16 protein-coding genes are annotated in these 17564 nt (G+C 66.1%); 7 read left to right on the plus strand and 9 right to left on the minus strand.

Features of this window, described 5'->3' with window-relative positions:
- Positions 1-45: 45 nt before the first annotated feature.
- Genes WFK36_RS07865 through WFK36_RS07885 form a run of 5 tightly spaced genes read left to right on the plus strand, consistent with a single transcriptional unit; the run spans position 46 to position 5124 of the window.
- The gene (locus tag WFK36_RS07865) at positions 46-1047 is read left to right on the plus strand and encodes an alpha/beta hydrolase (protein WP_336791226.1); all 1002 of its coding nucleotides are present in this window, start codon (positions 46-48) and stop codon (positions 1045-1047) included.
- Positions 1047-1931: an SDR family NAD(P)-dependent oxidoreductase gene (locus tag WFK36_RS07870; RefSeq protein ID WP_336791227.1), complete on the plus strand. Its 885-nt coding sequence runs from the start codon at positions 1047-1049 to the stop codon at positions 1929-1931. The genes WFK36_RS07865 and WFK36_RS07870 overlap by 1 nt, the downstream gene beginning before the upstream one ends.
- Before the next feature lie 15 nt (positions 1932-1946).
- Positions 1947-2870, plus strand: a complete 924-nt coding sequence (locus WFK36_RS07875; protein WP_008376476.1) for a ferritin family protein — start codon at positions 1947-1949, stop codon at positions 2868-2870.
- 13 nt (positions 2871-2883) lie between these two features.
- The gene (locus WFK36_RS07880; protein ID WP_336791228.1) at positions 2884-4380 is read left to right on the plus strand and encodes a flavin-containing monooxygenase; all 1497 of its coding nucleotides are present in this window, start codon (positions 2884-2886) and stop codon (positions 4378-4380) included.
- 9 nt (positions 4381-4389) lie between these two features.
- Complete coding sequence (locus WFK36_RS07885; RefSeq protein ID WP_008376472.1) at positions 4390-5124, plus strand: MerR family transcriptional regulator; 735 nt, start codon at positions 4390-4392, stop codon at positions 5122-5124.
- 65 nt (positions 5125-5189) lie between these two features.
- Here the strand turns inward: WFK36_RS07885 and WFK36_RS07890 are convergent, their stop codons facing one another.
- From WFK36_RS07890 to WFK36_RS07900, 3 genes are all read right to left on the minus strand, one after another.
- On the minus strand, positions 5190-5579 hold the full coding sequence (locus WFK36_RS07890; protein WP_336791229.1) for a GIY-YIG nuclease family protein: 390 nt from the start codon (positions 5577-5579) through the stop codon (positions 5190-5192).
- A gap of 106 nt (positions 5580-5685) precedes the next feature.
- Positions 5686-6351, minus strand: a complete 666-nt coding sequence (locus WFK36_RS07895) for a DUF1345 domain-containing protein (RefSeq protein WP_336791230.1) — start codon at positions 6349-6351, stop codon at positions 5686-5688.
- Entirely contained in the window at positions 6348-7433 is a 1086-nt protein-coding gene (locus WFK36_RS07900; protein WP_336791231.1) for an NADH:flavin oxidoreductase, read from the minus strand. The genes WFK36_RS07895 and WFK36_RS07900 overlap by 4 nt, the downstream gene beginning before the upstream one ends.
- 349 nt (positions 7434-7782) lie before the next feature.
- Between WFK36_RS07900 and WFK36_RS07905 the strand changes: the two genes are divergently transcribed.
- Positions 7783-10017, plus strand: a complete 2235-nt coding sequence (locus WFK36_RS07905) for an NADP-dependent isocitrate dehydrogenase (protein WP_008376466.1) — start codon at positions 7783-7785, stop codon at positions 10015-10017.
- 66 nt (positions 10018-10083) lie between these two features.
- On the opposite strand, the gene WFK36_RS07910 is transcribed toward WFK36_RS07905, so the two are convergent.
- The 3 genes from WFK36_RS07910 to WFK36_RS07920 are packed head-to-tail and all read right to left on the minus strand — an operon-like array spanning position 10084 to position 13207.
- Positions 10084-11499, minus strand: a complete 1416-nt coding sequence (locus tag WFK36_RS07910; RefSeq protein WP_336791232.1) for an MFS transporter — start codon at positions 11497-11499, stop codon at positions 10084-10086.
- Positions 11496-12395 carry an alpha/beta hydrolase gene (locus tag WFK36_RS07915; RefSeq protein ID WP_336791233.1) on the minus strand — a complete coding sequence of 300 codons (900 nt, stop codon included), beginning with the start codon at positions 12393-12395 and terminating at the stop codon, positions 11496-11498. Before WFK36_RS07915 ends, WFK36_RS07910 begins: the two co-directional genes overlap by 4 nt.
- Entirely contained in the window at positions 12395-13207 is an 813-nt protein-coding gene (locus WFK36_RS07920) for an alpha/beta fold hydrolase (RefSeq protein ID WP_419717484.1), read from the minus strand. The genes WFK36_RS07915 and WFK36_RS07920 overlap by 1 nt, the downstream gene beginning before the upstream one ends.
- A 279-nt stretch (positions 13208-13486) precedes the next feature.
- Between WFK36_RS07920 and WFK36_RS07925 the strand changes: the two genes are divergently transcribed.
- A complete protein-coding gene (locus WFK36_RS07925) occupies positions 13487-14119 on the plus strand; it encodes an LGFP repeat-containing protein (RefSeq protein WP_336791235.1) in 633 nt (210 codons plus the stop codon).
- 70 nt (positions 14120-14189) lie between these two features.
- Here the strand turns inward: WFK36_RS07925 and WFK36_RS07930 are convergent, their stop codons facing one another.
- Genes WFK36_RS07930 through WFK36_RS07940 form a run of 3 tightly spaced genes read right to left on the minus strand, consistent with a single transcriptional unit; the run spans position 14190 to position 17504 of the window.
- Positions 14190-15569: an amidase gene (locus WFK36_RS07930; protein ID WP_419717474.1), complete on the minus strand. Its 1380-nt coding sequence runs from the start codon at positions 15567-15569 to the stop codon at positions 14190-14192.
- 13 nt (positions 15570-15582) lie between these two features.
- Entirely contained in the window at positions 15583-16521 is a 939-nt protein-coding gene (locus tag WFK36_RS07935; RefSeq protein ID WP_336791237.1) for a threonine/serine dehydratase, read from the minus strand.
- Positions 16518-17504: an adenylate/guanylate cyclase domain-containing protein gene (locus WFK36_RS07940; RefSeq protein ID WP_336791238.1), complete on the minus strand. Its 987-nt coding sequence runs from the start codon at positions 17502-17504 to the stop codon at positions 16518-16520. The genes WFK36_RS07935 and WFK36_RS07940 overlap by 4 nt, the downstream gene beginning before the upstream one ends.
- Positions 17505-17564: the final 60 nt, after the last annotated feature.

Consider the following 17564-nt stretch of genomic DNA (forward strand, 5'->3'; position numbering starts at 1 on the left):
AACCGTGCCATTGACAAGTGGCACGGTTGGTGGTGTCATCGAGAAATGGTTGAACACACCGTGCCCGCTCCGCGGGTTCCCGCAACGGCGGCGACTCGAACCCGACTGAACGCGTTGATCACTCGAGTCGGCGTCGGCTCCGTGACCGGATGCATCGGTACGAGCAGAGCCGGTGTCGCCGTGTCCCGGGGTCTGATCGCCGGGCTCATGGGCGCCGCCGGCCGGATGCCGCGGGGCGCGTCCGTGGTTCAGGTCCGCGACGGCGACGTGGTGGGAGAGTGGGTGTATGGACCGGGCGTCGACCGGCGCAGTGAGTCCGCAGTCCTCTACCTGCACGGCAGCGCCTACATGATGTGCTCGCCCGGCACGCACCGAAGCTTCGTCGCGCGACTCTCCGGAGTGCTCGGCCTGCCGTGCTTCGTCCCCGACTACCGGCTCGCGCCCGAACATCGGTTCCCGGCTGCGGCAGACGACGTCGACGCCGCGTGGCAGTGGATGCTCGACCGCGGGTACGAACCGCAGAACCTGATCGTTGCGGGCGATTCCGCGGGCGGGCATCTGACGGGAGCGTTTGTGCTCAACCGTGCGGCGGACGGTGAACCGGGTCCTGCTGCCGCGGTCCTGCTCTCACCGGTCGTCGACCTGACGTTCGGACTGTCCGCGCAGCAGGAGCGCCGTCGCCGCGATCCGATGATCACTGCCGCCGCGGCCCGCCGCCTCGTCGACCTGTACACACGAGACGCCGATCTGACCGACCGCAGACTCGAACTCGACTACCGGGCCGCAGCAGACGCTCCGCCGATGCTCGTGCAGGCAGGTGGCGCAGAGATGCTGTCCGCCGACTCTCGCCACTTCGTGGCCCAGATCAACGCACGCGGAGGTCAGGCTCAATTGGAGGTCTGGCCAGGCCAAATGCACGTCTTCCAGGCTTTGCCACGTTTGACGCCCGACGCCGACGCCGCCCTGCTCCGGATCCGCGACTTCGTCGTCGCCGCACTCAGCGCGCCAAGCGCCACACCTGCCACCACCACCGAAGGAGTCGCTTGATGTTCGGCATCGATTCAGTGCTGTCCACTTTCGTCCGCAACAGACGCAGCCACAACGCGAAAGCTGTCGTCACCGGCGCGGGAAGTGGAATCGGCCGTGCATTCGCGCTCGAACTCGCCAACCGCGGTGGCCACGTGGTGTGTGCGGACATCGACGGTTCACGCGCGGACGACACAGTCCGTGAGATCACTCGGAGCGGCGGCCGTGCCGTCGCCGCAGTGTGCGACGTGGCGATCCGCGACGACGTGACGAAACTCGCCGACCTCGCGGTCCGGGAGTTCGACGGGCCGCCGACGCTTGTCATCAACAATGCCGGCGTCGGCATCGGAGGCAAGGCAGTCGGCGCGATCGGCATGGACGACTGGAATTGGGCCCTCGGCATCAACCTGTGGGGCGTCATCCACGGGTGCGAGACGTTCGCGCCGATGCTCCGCACCACCGGCCATGGCGGAATCATCAACGTCGCGTCGGCCGCCGGATTTGCCGCGGCGCCTGCCATGGGGCCGTACAACGTGGGCAAGGCTGGAGTCATGTCCCTGTCGGAGACCCTCTCCGCCGAGATGAGCGGCAGCGGTGTCAACGTGACGGTCCTGTGCCCGACGTTCGTGAAGACCAACGTCGCCCGCGACGGCCGGATCACCGAAGCCGGGCAGGGCCTGGCCGGGCGCCTCATGGAACTCACCGGCATGTCGCCGGCCGGCGTCGCGGCATCGACCCTCGACGCGAACGACCTCGGACGCCTCTATGTCGTCCCGCAGTTCGACGCCAACGTCATCTGGCACCTGAAACGTCATATTCCCAGCGTCTACACCTGGGGCGCAGGTCTTCTGGGACGGGTCGCGCCCCTGGAGACCGACGCCGCCGAACCCGCCGACCACCGATAAGACTAAGGACACATCATGGCCATGGACCTCGATCGCATGCTTGCGATGATCAAGAACCGTCAGTGGGCGCTCGCCGACATCGATTGGGATGCGCCCGGCGCGGAACTCATCGAGCCGGAACTCCACGCCAAGCTCAAGCCGTTCCTCTCCGACCTCATGTGGATCGAGAACGTCGGCGCCCGCGGATTCGCGGCGATGGCGAAGAAGGCCCCGACCCCGACTTTGAAGTCGATCTACGAGCACTTCCACGCCGAGGAGCAGAAGCACGCGAACGCGGAGCTCGCCCTGATGCGTCGGTGGGGAATGCTCGAGAACGACGAGATCCCGTCGCCGAACGTCAATGTGCAGCTCATCATCAACTGGCTGGACAAGTACTCGGACGGAATGTCGCTGTCGTTCCTCGGCACCGTGATTCCGATGCTGGAGGTGGCGCTCGACGGTGCGCTCATCAAGTTCATCACCGATGAGGTCAAGGATCCGGTGGCCCAGGAGGTGTTCCGTCACATCAACTCGGACGAGTCCCGTCACCTCGCCGTCGACTACGAGGTCATGGAGATCCTCGGCCACGCCGATCTCCGCAAGCGCACCGCCGACTTCGTCGGCGGTTGGGTCAAGCCGTCGCTCATGGTCGGCTTCCTCAGCTACATGCCGCTGCTGAACAAGATGCGCGACAACATCGTGGCGATGGGCGTCGACGAGGAGAAGCTCTACGGTGCGATGCGGAAGTACCGTGCCGTCGGCGAGCGTTCCGAGTACGTCCGCCGGCTCCCGATGTTCCAGGTCGTCGCCATGCACGGCAGCTGGGTGATCGACCGGAAGAACGTTCCCTACCACCTCGTCGCCGACTCGCTGGTGAAGGTGACGTCGTACATCCCGTTCGACCTCGTGCACCGCACACCGTCGTGGTCGCAGGAACTCACCTACGAGCCGGCCGCCTGAGGACTACAGACACATGACCATTGCAGTTGCAGTAATCGGCGCCGGGTTCGCGGGCATCGGCGCCACCATCCGCCTCAAGCAGAAGGGCATCGACGACGTCGTCGTCTTCGAGCGAGGTGACCGCGTCGGGGGCACCTGGCGGGACAACACGTACCCGGGCGCCGCATGCGACATCCCATCACGGCTGTACTCGTACAGCTTTGCGCAGAATCCCGAGTGGTCGCACACGTATTCGGGCAGTGCGGAGATCCTCGACTACATCGATTCGATGGTCGCCGACTTCGACGTCGCGCGGCACATCAAGTTCGGTCACGAGGTGACCGGGCTCGAATACAACGAGAAGACCGGCGAGTGGACGATCCGGTTCGCGGGACGTCGTCGTGCGGTCCGAGCGCGTTCGGTGATCATGGCCGCCGGTCCGCTCGCGAATCCGTCACTGCCGGACATCAAGGGTCTGGACGACTACGAAGGGCACGTCGTGCACAGCGCACGATGGGATCACGACTACGATTTCGCGGGCAAGAAGGTCGCGGTGGTCGGGACCGGCGCCAGTGCCGTCCAGATCGTGCCCCACCTCGTGAAGCAGGCCGGCTCGGTCAAGGTGTTCCAACGCACCGCGGGCTGGGTTCTTCCGCGCGTCGACGTCGAGACCGGCGAGTTCGCCAAGTCGATCTACCGTCACGTTCCCGGCGCTCAGAGCCTCGCACGGTCGGCCTGGTACTGGGGACACGAGTCGATGGCTCTCGGCCTGGTCTGGGACAGTCCGATCACCCGCGTCGTCGAAGCGGTCAGCCGCCTCAACCTGCGCCTGACAGTCAAGGATCCGTGGCTGCGTCGTCAGCTGACACCCGACTTCTCGGCGGGCTGCAAACGACTGCTGATGACAAGCGACTACTACCCGGCACTGCAGAAGGACAACTGCAAGCTCGTGACCTGGCCGATCGCCCGGATCGCGCCCAAGGGCATCCGCACTGTTGAGGGCATCGAGCATCAGTTCGACTGCATCGTCTTCGCAACCGGGTTCGAGGTCGGCAAGCAGGGCACACCGTTCCCCGTCACGGGCATCGGAGGGCGAGTCCTCGCCGACGAGTGGTCGGGCGGTGCTTACGCGTACCGCAGCGTCGCCGTGTCGGGCTACCCCAACCTGTACGTGACGTTCGGACCGAACTCCGGCCCCGGACACAACTCCGCGCTGGTCTACATGGAGGCGCAGATCGACTATCTCACCGAGTCGATCGGTCTGGTCGAGGCGAACGGGTGGAAGGCACTCGACGTTCGCGCCGAGGTGCAGGCGGAGTACAACGAGGACATCCAACGTCGGCTTCGATCGACGACGTGGAACTCGGGCTGCCAGAGCTGGTATCTCACCGACGACGGCTTCAACGCGACGATGTTCCCCGGCTTCGCGACCCAGTACGCGAATCAACTCCGTGAAGTCGACCTGCAGGACTACCGAATCCTGGTGCACACCGACGCGGCGGCTGTCGCGACTCCGGTGATGTCCGGGTAGGTTCGTGCGATGACCGAGTACCGGATCGACGACCTCGCGCGGGCATCCGGCACCACCACGCGCAACATTCGCGGCTACCAGGAGCGTGGGCTGCTGCCCGCGCCCCTGCGCCGGGGGCGTGTGGCGATCTACACCGAGCGCCATCTTGCGAATCTGCGGGCCATCAATCGGTTGTTGGGCAACGGCTTCACGCTCAAGCACATCGGGACGTTTCTCACCAACCCCCGTGCAATGGTCGCCGAGGCGCTCGATCTGCCGGATCTGCTGGATCTCCGGTGGGCGCAACGGCGGCCCGACGAGATCACGCATGACGAGTTGGAACGCGTGCTCGGCCCGGTCGACGCCGAGACTCTCGACGCACTCGTCGACGCGCGGATCGTCACACGCGTCGACGGGTCGTCGCGGGTGCGTGCCGTCGACGACCACATCCTGAAGAACCTCGGGCGACTCGTCGAGCGCGGGATGGAACTGCGCACCCTGATCGGAGTTCACCGCGAGTTCACCGATCGTCTCGCCGACGCCGTTCGAGTGCTGATGTCGGGCGCGCGCGACGAGATCGTTCGGCGGGAGGGCGTCGGCTGGCTGCCCACTACGTCCGACGAGGTGGAGTGGGTGACGGATCTCCTCGCCACCATGCGTTCCTCGGCGACGGCGAACGCCTACGCCGCCCTCGATCGAGCTCTCGACGATGCGCGCGAACAGGAGATCAAGGAATACCTCGCGGAGGCCTTGCTTGGTGATTGAGCCGTTGACGAGGTGCAGCCGAGGAGACGAGTCGAAATCGCCGCCACCCGGGCTGGGGCCCACACCTACTCGTCGAACATCGTGATCGACGGCAGCGGAGCGTCGTCCGGGACGGCACCGCGCTGGCCACGCTGTGAAAGCATGTGCAGCTGATCGAAGTCACCGCGGGCAAGCGCGACTCGTTTGGACCTTCCCCACCCCTGGACCTGCTTCTCGCGCGCGAACGCCTCGGCGACCGTCGGGAACTCCGCCACGTACACGAGGCGGACGGGGAGACGTCGACTCGTGTACGCGGCACCCTCGCCCGCGCGGTGCTGTCGGAGACGTTCAAACATATTGCGAGTGCTCCCGACATAGAACGATCCGTCAGCGCATTCCAGCATGTACAGATACCCGGCCATTCCGACAGCATCCACCGCCTGCTTGGATCTGACCAGCACGTTATCCACAGGCACGTCCACCGACTCAGCGCACGTCACCAGATTTCGACACGGACTCCGCTCCGCTCCGTCCGGCTCAATCACCAAGCCGCACCGAGGAGTGCCCACCAGGTGGAGGCGGTCACAGGGTCGCGAACCGCTGGAGCACCTGGAACGCCACCGCCACGACGAGAGCGTTGTAGAAGAAGCTCCACACGCTGTGCACGACGACGGCAGACCGCATTCGCCGGGTGCGGACTTCGACATCGGACGTCGCGAACGTGGTGCCAAGCGTGAACGCGAAGTAGATGAACTCCGGGTATCCCGGCTCACGCGGCGGGACGTCGTCGTCATCGGGATCACGATCCTCGGGGAACGACAGCGCAGGCGCAGCTGATTCGCTGTAGCGGCTCATGTAGATGTGCATGAACGCGACGTGCAGAAGCAGCCAGGACAGCACAATTCCGGTCACTCCGAGCAAAGCTGCCGATCCTGCGCTGTCCGCGTACTTCTCCGCGTACGACTGCCCGAGAAGCGCGACGACGGCGGCGTTCACCCCGGCCAGGCTGGTCGCCAACGGAACGATCCACGACAACCGGCTGAGGAGTCCGGTGCGGGGGTCCGACGTCCCCCGTCGGACCCGGCGCCGAATGACCACGCCGGTGCACAGCAGATACACCGCGGCCGCGATCTCCCACGCGAGCAGTGCGTAGAAATTCGCGGCGAACAGGCTGTACAGCGCCAGGACGACCACGATGAGGTCCGCTGCGGTGGCGACACCTGCCGCCACGTCGTCCCGGTCGATCATCGAACGCCGTCGGCGGTGACGAAGTCGTCCCAATTGGTCGACAGGTAGTCGAGGAACAACGGTCCGACTGATTCGGCCACGAAATGTGAAGCCGGTTGCGGATGGGTGGCGGCGAAGTCGGGGTCGTCGACCACGCGCCTCGGGAAGTCGTGATGAAGGATGCCCGCGGTGCCTGCGAGCACGAAGTCGACGCCCCGCTCAAGGCATTCGCGGACCTGCGCCGCGGTCAAGATCTTGCCTGCCACCCCGAGGCGGACGTCGCCGCGGGGGAGTTCGGTGAAGAGGTCGAGCAGTGGTCGATCGCCGGGCTCTTCACCGTGCGGCATCTTGAACGCGTCCCACATCGACATGTCGAGATAGTCGATGGCGCCGTCGGCCATCACCTGTGCGGCGAGTTCCCGAGCCTCGTCGAGCACGATCCCGTATCGCTCGGGGGATAGACGCAGGCCGAGCTGGAAGTCGGGGCCCGTGGCGGCTCGGATGGCGGCGACCGTCTCGTGAACCACCCGGAAGCGGTTGTCGGCGCTGCCGCCGTATCGGTCGGTGCGCGTGTTGCTTCGTCCGTCGAGGAACTGCGCGATCAGGTATCCGTGTGCACCGTGGATCTCAACACCGTCGAAGCCGGCCTGCTCGGCGCGGCGCGCAGCGGTCGCGAAGTCGTCGACCATCTGCTCGACGCCCTCGGTGGTGAGTGCGGTGGCACCGTACTTCGCGTCGTCCCACGGAGCGACGAGATCGTCGGACAGGGCACGGTCACCGCGACGACCGCCATGCTGGAGCTGAAGCGACGACACCGAACCCGCCGCGCGGAGACCGTCGGCGAGCCGTGTCAGCCCTGCGAGGTGCATGTCATCGGAGACGCCCAATTGGCCCGGAAACGAATGGCCAGCGCTGCTGACGAACGCCGCGCACGTCATGACCAGACCGAAGCCTCCTTCGGCACGCCGAGTGAGCCAGGTGTGTTCGTCGTCGCTCAAGACGCCGTCGGACCCGCTTTGCAGGTTGGTCAGCGGGGCGAGTGCGACTCGGTTTCGCCATGTCGGGCCATGGCTGAACGTGATCGGTGCGGACGAGGCTGACATCGGACTCCTTCACGGGGGATCTACGCCGAGGTTATCGGCCTGTCGCGGTGCAGGCGTGCCGGGCATGGCGAATATCGACATCGCTAGAATGAATAGCGAAGCGGGAGACGGACAATCACTCCGCCGAGCGCCCCGAATCGCCGGGTCATACCGGCCGATCGAAAGAAAACCGTCCCACCAGACGACCCGAACTGCTGTACACAGCAAGCAGTGCAGGTCAGTGGCCGATCGCTGTGTGTGCTGCCTCGCAATTCCCGGGACCGCGCGCACTGGGTCACGTTCGGCGGGACAATGTCAGCGATAGCAACGAGTTCCACAAGAACGACGACGATCAGAAGAGGCTGCAACCATGACCTCCCAGAAGCAGACGATCATCTATACGCTCACCGACGAGGCGCCTCGCCTCGCCACCGCAGCGTTCCTGCCGATCATCCGCACCTTCGCCGAGCCCGCCGGGATCGACGTCCAGACGAGCGACATCTCGGTGGCCGCCCGCATTCTCGCGGCGTTCCCCGAGCGGCTGACCGAGGACCAGCGAGTCCCCGACAACCTTGCCGAACTGGGTCGACTGACCCAGGACCCGGACACCAACATCATCAAGCTCCCCAACATCAGCGCGTCGGTCCCGCAGCTCAACGCCGCGATCGCCGAGCTGCGTGAGCACGGCTACGATCTGCCCGACTACCCGCAGGATCCCAAGACTCCCGAAGAGGTCGAGATCCGCGACCGGTACTCGGCGTGTCTGGGCAGCGCCGTGAACCCGGTGCTGCGCGAAGGCAACTCGGACCGCCGCGCGCCGAAGGCCGTCAAGGAGTACGCCCGCAAGAACCCGCACAGCATGGGCAAGTGGTCGATGGCATCGCAGTCGCACGTCGCACACATGCACCATGGCGACTTCTACGCCGGCGAGAAGTCGATGATCATGGATCACGCATGCGAAGCCCGCATGGAGGTCGTGACCCCCGACGGCGAGACGCACTTGATGAAGACGGTTCCGCTCGACAAGGGCGACGTCATCGACAGCATGTTCATGAGCAAGAAGGCGCTCCTGGAGTTCTACGAGGAGCAGCTCAACGACGCCAAGGAGACCGGCGTCATGTTCTCGCTTCACGTCAAGGCGACGATGATGAAGGTCTCGCACCCGATCGTCTTCGGCCACTGCGTCAAGGTGTTCTACAAGGACGCTTTCGCCAAGCACGGCGACCTCTTTGACGAACTGGGCGTGAACGTCAACAACGGCATGGTCGATCTGTACGACAAGATCGAGAGCCTCCCGGCGTCGAAGCGCGAAGAGATCGTCGAGGATCTGCACCGCTGCCACGAGCACCGTCCCGAGCTGGCGATGGTCGACTCGGCACGCGGCATCTCGAACTTCCACTCGCCCAGCGACGTCATCGTCGACGCGTCGATGCCCGCGATGATCCGCATCGGCGGCAAGATGTACGGCGCCGACGGCCGCAAGAAGGACACGAAGGCAGTGATGCCCGAGTCGACCTTCGCCCGGATCTACCAGGAGATCATCAATTTCTGCAAGACCAACGGCGCGTTCGACCCCACCACCATGGGCACCGTGCCGAACGTCGGCCTGATGGCGCAGAAGGCCGAGGAATACGGCTCGCACGACAAGACCTTCGAGATTCCGGAGGGTGGCGTCGCCAACATCGTCGATGCGTCGACCGGTGAGGTCCTGCTGTCGCAGAACGTGGAGCAGGGCGACATCTGGCGCATGTGCATCGTCAAGGACGCGCCGATCCAGGATTGGGTGAAGCTCGCCGTCGACCGTTCGCGTGCATCGGGAATGCCGGCCGTGTTCTGGCTCGACCCGTACCGCCCGCACGAGAACAACCTGATCACGCTGGTCAAGAAGTACCTGGCCGATCATGACACCGAGGGTCTGGACATCCAGATCATGTCGCAGGTCCGCGCGATGCGTTACACCCTCGAGCGTGCGATGCGCGGTCTGGACACCATCTCGGTGACCGGCAACATCCTCCGCGACTACCTCACGGACCTGTTCCCGATCCTCGAGCTCGGCACCAGCGCCAAGATGCTGTCGATCGTCCCGCTGATGGCGGGCGGCGGCCTCTACGAGACCGGTGCGGGCGGCTCGGCGCCGAAGCACGTCAAGCAGCTCGTCGAAGAGAACCACCTTCGCTGGGACTCGCTCGGTGAGTTCCTCGCGCTCGCGGCGAGCCTCGACGACCTCGGTCGCAAGAACGACAACCCGAAGGCCGCGATCCTCGGCACCACGCTCGACGCCGCGACCAGCAAGCTGCTCGACAACCGGAAGTCGCCGTCGCGGACGACGGGCGAGCTCGACAACCGGGGCAGCCAGTTCTACCTCGCGCTGTACTGGGCCCAGGAACTGGCCGCTCAGACCGAGGACGCCGAGTTGGCGGCCACGTTCGCAGGGCTCGCCGAGACGCTCGCGGCTCAGGAGGCCACGATTGTCGCCGAGCTCGGCGAAGTGCAGGGCAACGCCGTCGAACTCGGCGGCTACTACCAGGCCGATCTCGAGAAGCTGGACGCCGCGATGCGTCCGAGTGCGACGCTCAACGCCGCTCTCGCCGCAGCTCAGGGCTGATCCACGCCGAAGTGACATCAGCGGGTCCACCCTTCACAGGGTGGGCCCGCTGTTTCTGTTCGGTGCTTACGCGACCTCGTCGATGACGAGCGCGGTCCGTTTCGGGATCGCGATTGCGGTCACGAAGGCGAGAAGGCACACGCCGACGCAGATGACCGTAGTGGTGGTGTAGGCGGCCACGGTGGGGACGTGGTGCCCGGCGACGGTCACCGTGGACGCCGTCAGGACCATGCCGACCACCGCGGTGGCGGCAGCTGTGCCGACCGAGCGCATGAGGGCGTTGACGCCGTTGGCCTCACCGGTCTGACTGACCGGCACCACCTGCATGATGAGAGCGGGCATCGCCGAGTAGGCGATGCCGAGACCGGCGCCGACGAGGCTGCTCGAGCCGATGATCCACCACCAGGCGATGGCCCACGGACCGAGGAGCATCACCAGAAACACGATGTACCCCGCGCCGATCACGAGCCCACCCGTCGCGAGCGACACCCGGGCGCCCCGTAGACGTGTGAGCCAGGCGCTCACATACGAGAAGCCGAACATCACGAGTCCGGTCGGCATCAGGATGAGACTCGCCAGCACCATGCTCATGCCAAGGCCAGCCGGTGCTCCTTCCGGCGCCATGAGGATCTGGATCGGCGCCATCTGCATTGCGTAGAACGCGAAGCCGGTCGCGACGGATGCGATGTTGGTGAGCAGAATCGGTCTGCTGGTGAGAGTGTCGAGATCGATCAGGGGATTGGCGACCCGGCGCTCATATCTCCACCAGAGCACAGCTGCGACAGCGAACGCGACGAACCCGGTCACGGTGATCGGGCTCGTCCAACCCCATGCGGCGCCCTTGGACACCGGGAGCAGGATGAAGGTCAGTGCGGCGGCGAGGCCGAGTGCGCCGACGGCGTCGAAGCGGCCGCCTGCGATCGACGGACTCTCCGGAACGTAGGCGAGGATCGCGAGCGCACAGGCCAGGGCCGTCGCCGCACTGATCCAGAAGAGGGCGTGCCAACTGATGTGCTGAGCGATGATCGCGGAGAACGGCAGACCCAACGCGCCTCCGACTCCCAGGGATGCGCTCATCGTGCCGACGGACGACCCGAGACGCGCGGGAGGGACGATGTCGCGCATGATGCTGATGCCGACCGCGATGGTGCCGATTCCGATGCCCTGCAGACCGCGGCCGATCAGGAACGGAATGAGGCTCGTCGACACCGCGCAGACCACGGAGCCGAGGGTCACGGCGAGCATGTTGCCAACGAGGACGCGTCGCTTGCCGAACATGTCGCCGAGACGACCTGCGATCGGGGTTCCGACGGCCCCGACCAGCAGGGTGATCGTCAGCGCCCACGACGAATTGTTGTCCGAGGTGTGGATCAGCGTGGGGAGGCTCGGGATCAGCGGGACGATGATCGTCTGCATCAGTGCGACCACGATGCCCGCTGCGCAGAGGACGACAACCGCGAGCCGCGGATGTGGTTGCGTCATAGGAGACCGTCGATCCATCGGTACATGTCGTCCCACGCGGCGGACGCCATCGCCGTCGGAGCTCCGGTGAAGGCGTGGGGCGCGTCGGGATACACGTTCAGGGTCACGTCCGATCGAGCGGCCGTCAGGCGTGCCGCCAGCACCAGGCTGTGTTCGAGCACGACGTCGTCGGCGCCGACGGTCAGCAGAGCGGGCGGGAGTCCACGGAGATCGGCGAACACGGGGGAGATGTCGGGGTGGCTCCGGTCGTCGACGTGTCCGACGTACGCCTCGATGAAGTACTCGTCGTCTATCGCGCGACCCATCGGTGTTCGGCCGCTGATGTCGTAGGTTCCGAAGGTCAGGACGGCTCCGCGATACTCGCCGGACAGATCGTGGTTTCGGAGACGCAGCAGTGTGGTGAGTGCCAGCGTCGCTCCTGCCGACGCGCCGCCGATGATCAAGCGGTCCGTTCCGAACTCTGCTCCTGCATGGTCGATCAGCCACCGTGCGACCGTCTCGCAGTCGTCGCCTGCCGCGGGCCATGGATGCTCTGGCGCGAGTCGGTAATCGGGCGCGACGACGGTGACGTCGAGCGATTCGGCGAGGTCCCGGTGACGTGGATCGTTGCGCACGGCCGAGCCGAGGTAGAAGCCGCCTCCGTGGAGCGCGAGGTAGACCCCGCGGCTCAGACCTGACGACGGCTCAAGGATTCGGACCGGAACACCGTCGATGGTCGAGGTGCGGGCCGCCGGGTCCGCCACGGACGGCCGTGCGGCGATCTGAGCACGCATGGCGCGGAGCCCGTCGAGGTCGGCCGGACCGCGGGCTCCGTTCGTGGTCGCCTGGTGGGCGCGCGATTCCGCGGCGAACGCGTCCAATCGCGGATCGACGAGATCGGCCAGACGCAGCCGCATCACAGACCGTGCCGGTCGAGGAACTCTTCGATGGACGCCGCGAACACCTGATTGTCGTCGCCGGCCACCATGTGGCCCGCCGCGGCGACATCGGCCACCTCAGCGTGGGGGATCAGCTGTTTCATCGACGCGATACCCGCGTCGCTCACGACGTCGGACTTGCCGCCCCGCACGATGAGCGTCGGGACATCGACCCTCGTTGCGGCTGCCCGGAGGCGGGTGGGGTCGGTGACGGTCCGGGCTTCATCCCCGTCACCGAGGATGAACGCGGGGTCCCAGTGCCAGTACCAGCGTCCGTCGTCACGCTGCCGGACGTTCTTGCGCAGACCGTCGAGATTCCGCGTGCGAGCCCGGCCGGGGGTGTACTCGGCGATCGCGTCGGCGACGTCGTCCAAGGTGTCGAAGCCGTCGATGTGACCGCTCATGAACGCCTTGATGCGGTCGATGCCTGCGGGTTCCACGTCGACCACGACATCGACCATGACAAGCGCCGACACTGATCCGGGCTGTTCACCCGTCACACAGAGGCTGGTGATGCCTCCGAGCGATGCCCCGATCAACACGGGAGGCGCGTCGAGGGTCAGCAAGACCCCGCGAAGGTCGGTGACGAATCCGCCGATGCCGTAACCGTCGTGCGCCCACGAACTGTCACCGTGACCGCGCAGATCGAACGTGTAGACGTCCCGGCCGCGGACGGCGAGGGCGTCGGCGCTGCGATCCCACGAGTGGCGGGTCTGGCCGCCGCCGTGGACCAGGACGATGGGTGAGCCCGTTGTCGACGCGGTGCGGCGGCGGTCTCCGACGAGGTGCATTCCGTCGACGTCGACGGTGATGGTCTCGATGTTGATGTCGGTCACGTGAGCCTCCTTACAGGCGACTATACGAACGTATAGGAGAAGGTCTTTCGAATCGAAACTGGGCCGACTATGCCCGTTGTAGTCCGATTGAATGAATATTCTTCGAATTGTTATGAGTCAGAACGGCTCCCAACCAGCAAACCTTGGCTAGTGTCGTCAAGCGGAGTCGGTGGGATCGAAGAACGTCCACCGGCTTCGACCGGAGATCGACTCGACGAAGATCGAAAGGACATCATGCGAGACATCATGCGACGGACGGCGGGGGTCGCCGCAGCGTTGGCGCTCACCGCGGCAGTGGTGGCGGGTTGCAGTGACGACAAGTCGGACGACGGAGCCGACTCGTCGACTGCGGTCGCTTCGACAAGCGCCGACGGGTCGACGAGCTCGAGTGATTCGACAGGCGCCGACAAGGCGAAGGACGTGGAGCTGACCGCCGCCGACGGCACCAAGGTCACGCTGACCGGACCGATCGCCGCGAAGTACTCGGCCGCGACGGACAAGCAGCGCACCGACCTCGGCAAGCCGAAGGCCGGTGATGACGACTACGCGGGCACGAGCGACAGCGGTGTCGTGTTCCAGCAGTTCGACGGCGGCGTCATCACAGCGAAGAACGCGGATGCCGGCACGCCCGCATTCATCACGTGGGGCAAGATCCGCGACGCCTGGAACGTCGAACGCGACGCGTCGGGCAAGCCGTCCGACGACGGAGAGTCCGGTTCCGATGGGCCTCTCGGCGCCGCGACGAGCGACGAGACCGAGGAGGGCACCGTCAAGAAGTCGACCTTCGAGAACGGCACCATCACCTGGGACTCGAAGACCAACAAGGTCGAGGTCACGGTCAAGGGCACCGTCGTTCCCGCAAAGTAGGACCTTCTGCAGGTCCCGACACGAGGCAGCCGAGCTCGAGCAACTGCTCGAGCTCGGCTGCCGTCGTCGGTCAGACGGACGCTTCGATCTCGGCCGCCAGTGAGATGAGGCGGGGTTCGCCGTTGCGGGGTCCGACGATCTGCACCGACACCGGAAGTCCGTCGGTTCCAAGTCCTGCAGGCACGGTGGCTGCGGGATGGCCGGTCACGTTCCACACAGCCGTGTACGCGATCGACGGGCGTGACGAGATCAATGCACGAACTGGCCCCGCGCCACTCAGCACACCGGCAGGCCGCGGCCGATCGGCGACAGTCGGGGTGAGAAGCACATCGACGTCGTCGAACATCCGGTCCGCCTGGCCCGCGATTCTCTCTCCGCGCCGGATCGCGCTCTCCCGCACCGCCGTGGTGACCCAGGACCCGAGCCGGTAGACCGACCGAGTCCGCGGTTCGAGAGCGCTGTAGTCCTCGACGGCCTGTGCCTCGCTCCGGATGCCTGCGAAGAACTGAGGGACGAACGCCGCCGTCGGGTCGGAGTGTTTCGGGTGATACTCGACCACTGTGTGGCCTGCCGATCGCAGCAGTTCGCTGATGCGGTGGACCGCCGCCACGTTGTCGGGATGCGAGTGCAACCCAGGAGTGCCGGACGCGATCGACCATCCGATGCGCAGCCGCGGGCCCCTCTCCAGAGAGCCGACGAGTGAACCGATCGGTTCGGTCGTGAACAGATCGGTGGGCGTCGATCCGGAGATCACGTCGTAGATCAGCGCAGAGTCGCGCACTGTCTTGGTCAGCGGCCCGATCGTGCCCAGGGCCCACCACAGGTGCGGGTACGGTGCGGGGCTCACCCGCCCGCGCTGCGGCTTCAGCCCGAACAGGCCGCACCGGTCGGACGGGATGCGAATGGAGCCGCCTCCGTCGCCGCCGATGCCTGCCGGCACCATGCCGGACGCCACCGCGGCGGCGGTGCCGCCACTCGACCCGCCCGGTGTGCGCGAAGGGTCGACCGGATTGCGAGTGATCCCGCCCGAAGCGGATTCGGTGAAGGGCCATGCCCCGAACTCAGGCATCCGGGTCTTGCCGATGATGATCGCGCCCGCCTTCCGCAGCAATGCCACGACGTGCGAATCGGCAGACGCCGGGGTCCTGTTGGCCGACGTGCCGAAAGTCGTGACGCAGCCGGCGACGTCGTTCTCCTCCTTGATCGCGATCGGCACGCCATGCAACGGTCCGTGCTCATCTTCAGGGAGTGCGTCGAGTGTCCGCGCAGCGGCGAGTGCTTCGTCGGCGAGAACTACGGAGAACGCGTTGAGCGAATCATCGAGGTCGTCGATCCGCTGCAGCGACGCTCGGACGCCGTCCACCGCCGTTGCCGATCCCGTCGCGATTCGCTCTCGCCAGTCGTGGGCGTCGAGCTCGTGCCAGGGGCGGTCAGGCGTCATGCGGGCCATGCTAACCGGGTTGTCACCGGAGGGTCGACGGGTCGGTGTTCGCGCCGCACACGATCACCGCCACGGTCTCGGACGGCGCGGGAACGTACGCGCCGCTGCGCAACGCGGCGAGGGCTGCCGCAGCACCGTATTCAGCCGGGATCCGGTACTCGTCCCACAGCGCTCGACGAGTATCGACGATGTCGTCGTCGGTCACGAGCACGCTGATCGGGTCGGTGGCTTGAGCAACCTGAAATCCGACGTCGCCGATCCGGCGGGCGCCGAGCGAGTCGGCCGCCACGCCCGACACCGAGACGTCCACGGGATGCCCGGAGTCGAGAGCGTCGTGCAGGGTCGGAATCAGTTCTGGTTCGACGGCGACCACTCGTACGCCGTGATCGTGAACGGCAGCGGCGATGCCCGCGAACAGGCCTCCGCCGCCCACGGCGACGACAATAGTGTCGACGTCGGGCACGTCGTCGACGATCTCGAGACCGATCACGCCCGCGCCTGCGGCGATGTCGGGCTGGTCGTATGCGTGGCAGAACAGCGCACCGGTCTCGGCGACATGACTCTGGGACGCGGCGTAGGCCTCGGAGTACTCGGTGCCGACCTGCCGCACGTCCGCGCCGAACGCCCGGAGCCGATCCACCTTCACCCGGGGTGCGGTCTCGGGGACGAACACGGTGGCGGGCACGCCCAGCACCGAGGCCGCATACGCATTGGCGAGGCCCGCGTTTCCGCCTGACGCCGCGACGATTCCGGTCGCGGCGTCGAGGAGTCCGTTCTCCCGGGCGCGCAGTTGACGATTGAAGGCGCCCCTGGTTTTGAACACTCCGCAGCGCTGCAGGAACTCGGCCTTGAACCAGATGTCGGCGCCGGACTCGTGGGAGTCGGCGCGTAGAACGGGTGTGCGTCTCACATGGCCGCCGGTTCGACGGCGGGCGGCGCGGACATCGTCTGCAGTGATCACGGTCCCGACATTAGTGTCCACGATCGGAGGCCGTCGTATCCGCGGACGTCCTGGGGATCCTGTTCGACCAATCGATGTCGATCGACGAGCGCAGCCGCGGTCTTCTCGTCGACTCGGACCTCGTTCGGTCGACTCAATGAGGTGAGTCGACTGGCGATGTTGACCGTCGGACCGAACACGTCGCCGACCCTTCGTAAGACGGTGCCCGTCGCCAGCCCCGCGCGGACCGGCGGCCTGTCGGCGGGCCACAGGGCGAGCAGTTCTGCTGCGATCGCGACTCCGGCGGTCGGTTCGGCCGTGGTGAAGAGGACAGCGTCGCCGATCAGTTTCACCACGCGACCGTCGTGTGCGCCGACCGCGTCCGTCGCCACGGACTCGAATAGCTCGAGGAGTCCGGCGAGGTCCGACTCCGTGGCGTGCCTCGACAGTGATGTGAAACCAGAGATGTCGGCGAATCCGACCGTCACATCGACGTCGGCGGTCCCCGACCGCTCGTAGCGGGCGACCGTCCGCGCCACGTAGGCGGCCAACTGTCGGCGCCAGACGTACGAGTGCATGCTCTCGATCAGCGGGACGAGGTCGTCGGCGAGAAGCCGGACGAGCGCGTCCTTTCCATCGGGATCGTCGTCCACCGCCGACAGTGCCACGCGAAACAGCTCGTCCCCCTCGCTTTCGGCGAGCTGAGAGAACACCTGACCGGTCTGCCGAGCGAGAGCGGTCATGGTCGCGGGGCTGACCACTCCGAGATCGAGTGCGTGTTTCACACGTTTCATCGCGGCGAGATCGTTGTCGGTCAGGGTGATCGCGTCGTCGTCGGTGATGGGGAACCCCATCGACCGCCAGAGTCGGCGACTGTAGTCGGCGTCGATTCCGGTGCGCTCGGCGAGATCGTTCGGACTGAGCGTTCGGTCCCCGCCGAGCAGGATCGACTCGATGGCTTCGGCGAGGGCGCGGGTGTCGGCGTCGTCGTGATCGGTGTCCACGATCGAAACGGTATGTCGATGAATGGTCCCGGTGTGCGGATTTCGAGCCTGATCCGCCCA

Origin of the sequence: Gordonia malaquae (assembly GCF_037148075.1) — a bacterium.
GTDB classification, from domain to species: domain Bacteria; phylum Actinomycetota; class Actinomycetes; order Mycobacteriales; family Mycobacteriaceae; genus Gordonia; species Gordonia malaquae.

What these genes read in the sequence shown, in the direction of transcription:
- WFK36_RS07915 (WP_336791233.1), bottom strand. Translation starts at nt 12,395, where the DNA reads ATGCGGCTGCGTCTGGCCGATCTCGTCGATCCGCGATTGGACGCGTTC.
- WFK36_RS07865 (WP_336791226.1), top strand. Translation starts at nt 46, where the DNA reads ATGGTTGAACACACCGTGCCCGCTCCGCGGGTTCCCGCAACGGCGGCG.
- WFK36_RS07895 (WP_336791230.1), bottom strand. Translation starts at nt 6,351, where the DNA reads ATGATCGACCGGGACGACGTGGCGGCAGGTGTCGCCACCGCAGCGGAC.
- WFK36_RS07920 (WP_419717484.1), bottom strand. Translation starts at nt 13,207, where the DNA reads ATGCACCTCGTCGGAGACCGCCGCCGCACCGCGTCGACAACGGGCTCA.
- WFK36_RS07880 (WP_336791228.1), top strand. Translation starts at nt 2,884, where the DNA reads ATGACCATTGCAGTTGCAGTAATCGGCGCCGGGTTCGCGGGCATCGGC.
- WFK36_RS07870 (WP_336791227.1), top strand. Translation starts at nt 1,047, where the DNA reads ATGTTCGGCATCGATTCAGTGCTGTCCACTTTCGTCCGCAACAGACGC.
- WFK36_RS07925 (WP_336791235.1), top strand. Translation starts at nt 13,487, where the DNA reads ATGCGAGACATCATGCGACGGACGGCGGGGGTCGCCGCAGCGTTGGCG.
- WFK36_RS07910 (WP_336791232.1), bottom strand. Translation starts at nt 11,499, where the DNA reads ATGACGCAACCACATCCGCGGCTCGCGGTTGTCGTCCTCTGCGCAGCG.
- WFK36_RS07875 (WP_008376476.1), top strand. Translation starts at nt 1,947, where the DNA reads ATGGCCATGGACCTCGATCGCATGCTTGCGATGATCAAGAACCGTCAG.
- WFK36_RS07905 (WP_008376466.1), top strand. Translation starts at nt 7,783, where the DNA reads ATGACCTCCCAGAAGCAGACGATCATCTATACGCTCACCGACGAGGCG.
- WFK36_RS07900 (WP_336791231.1), bottom strand. Translation starts at nt 7,433, where the DNA reads ATGTCAGCCTCGTCCGCACCGATCACGTTCAGCCATGGCCCGACATGG.
- WFK36_RS07885 (WP_008376472.1), top strand. Translation starts at nt 4,390, where the DNA reads ATGACCGAGTACCGGATCGACGACCTCGCGCGGGCATCCGGCACCACC.
- WFK36_RS07930 (WP_419717474.1), bottom strand. Translation starts at nt 15,569, where the DNA reads ATGGCCCGCATGACGCCTGACCGCCCCTGGCACGAGCTCGACGCCCAC.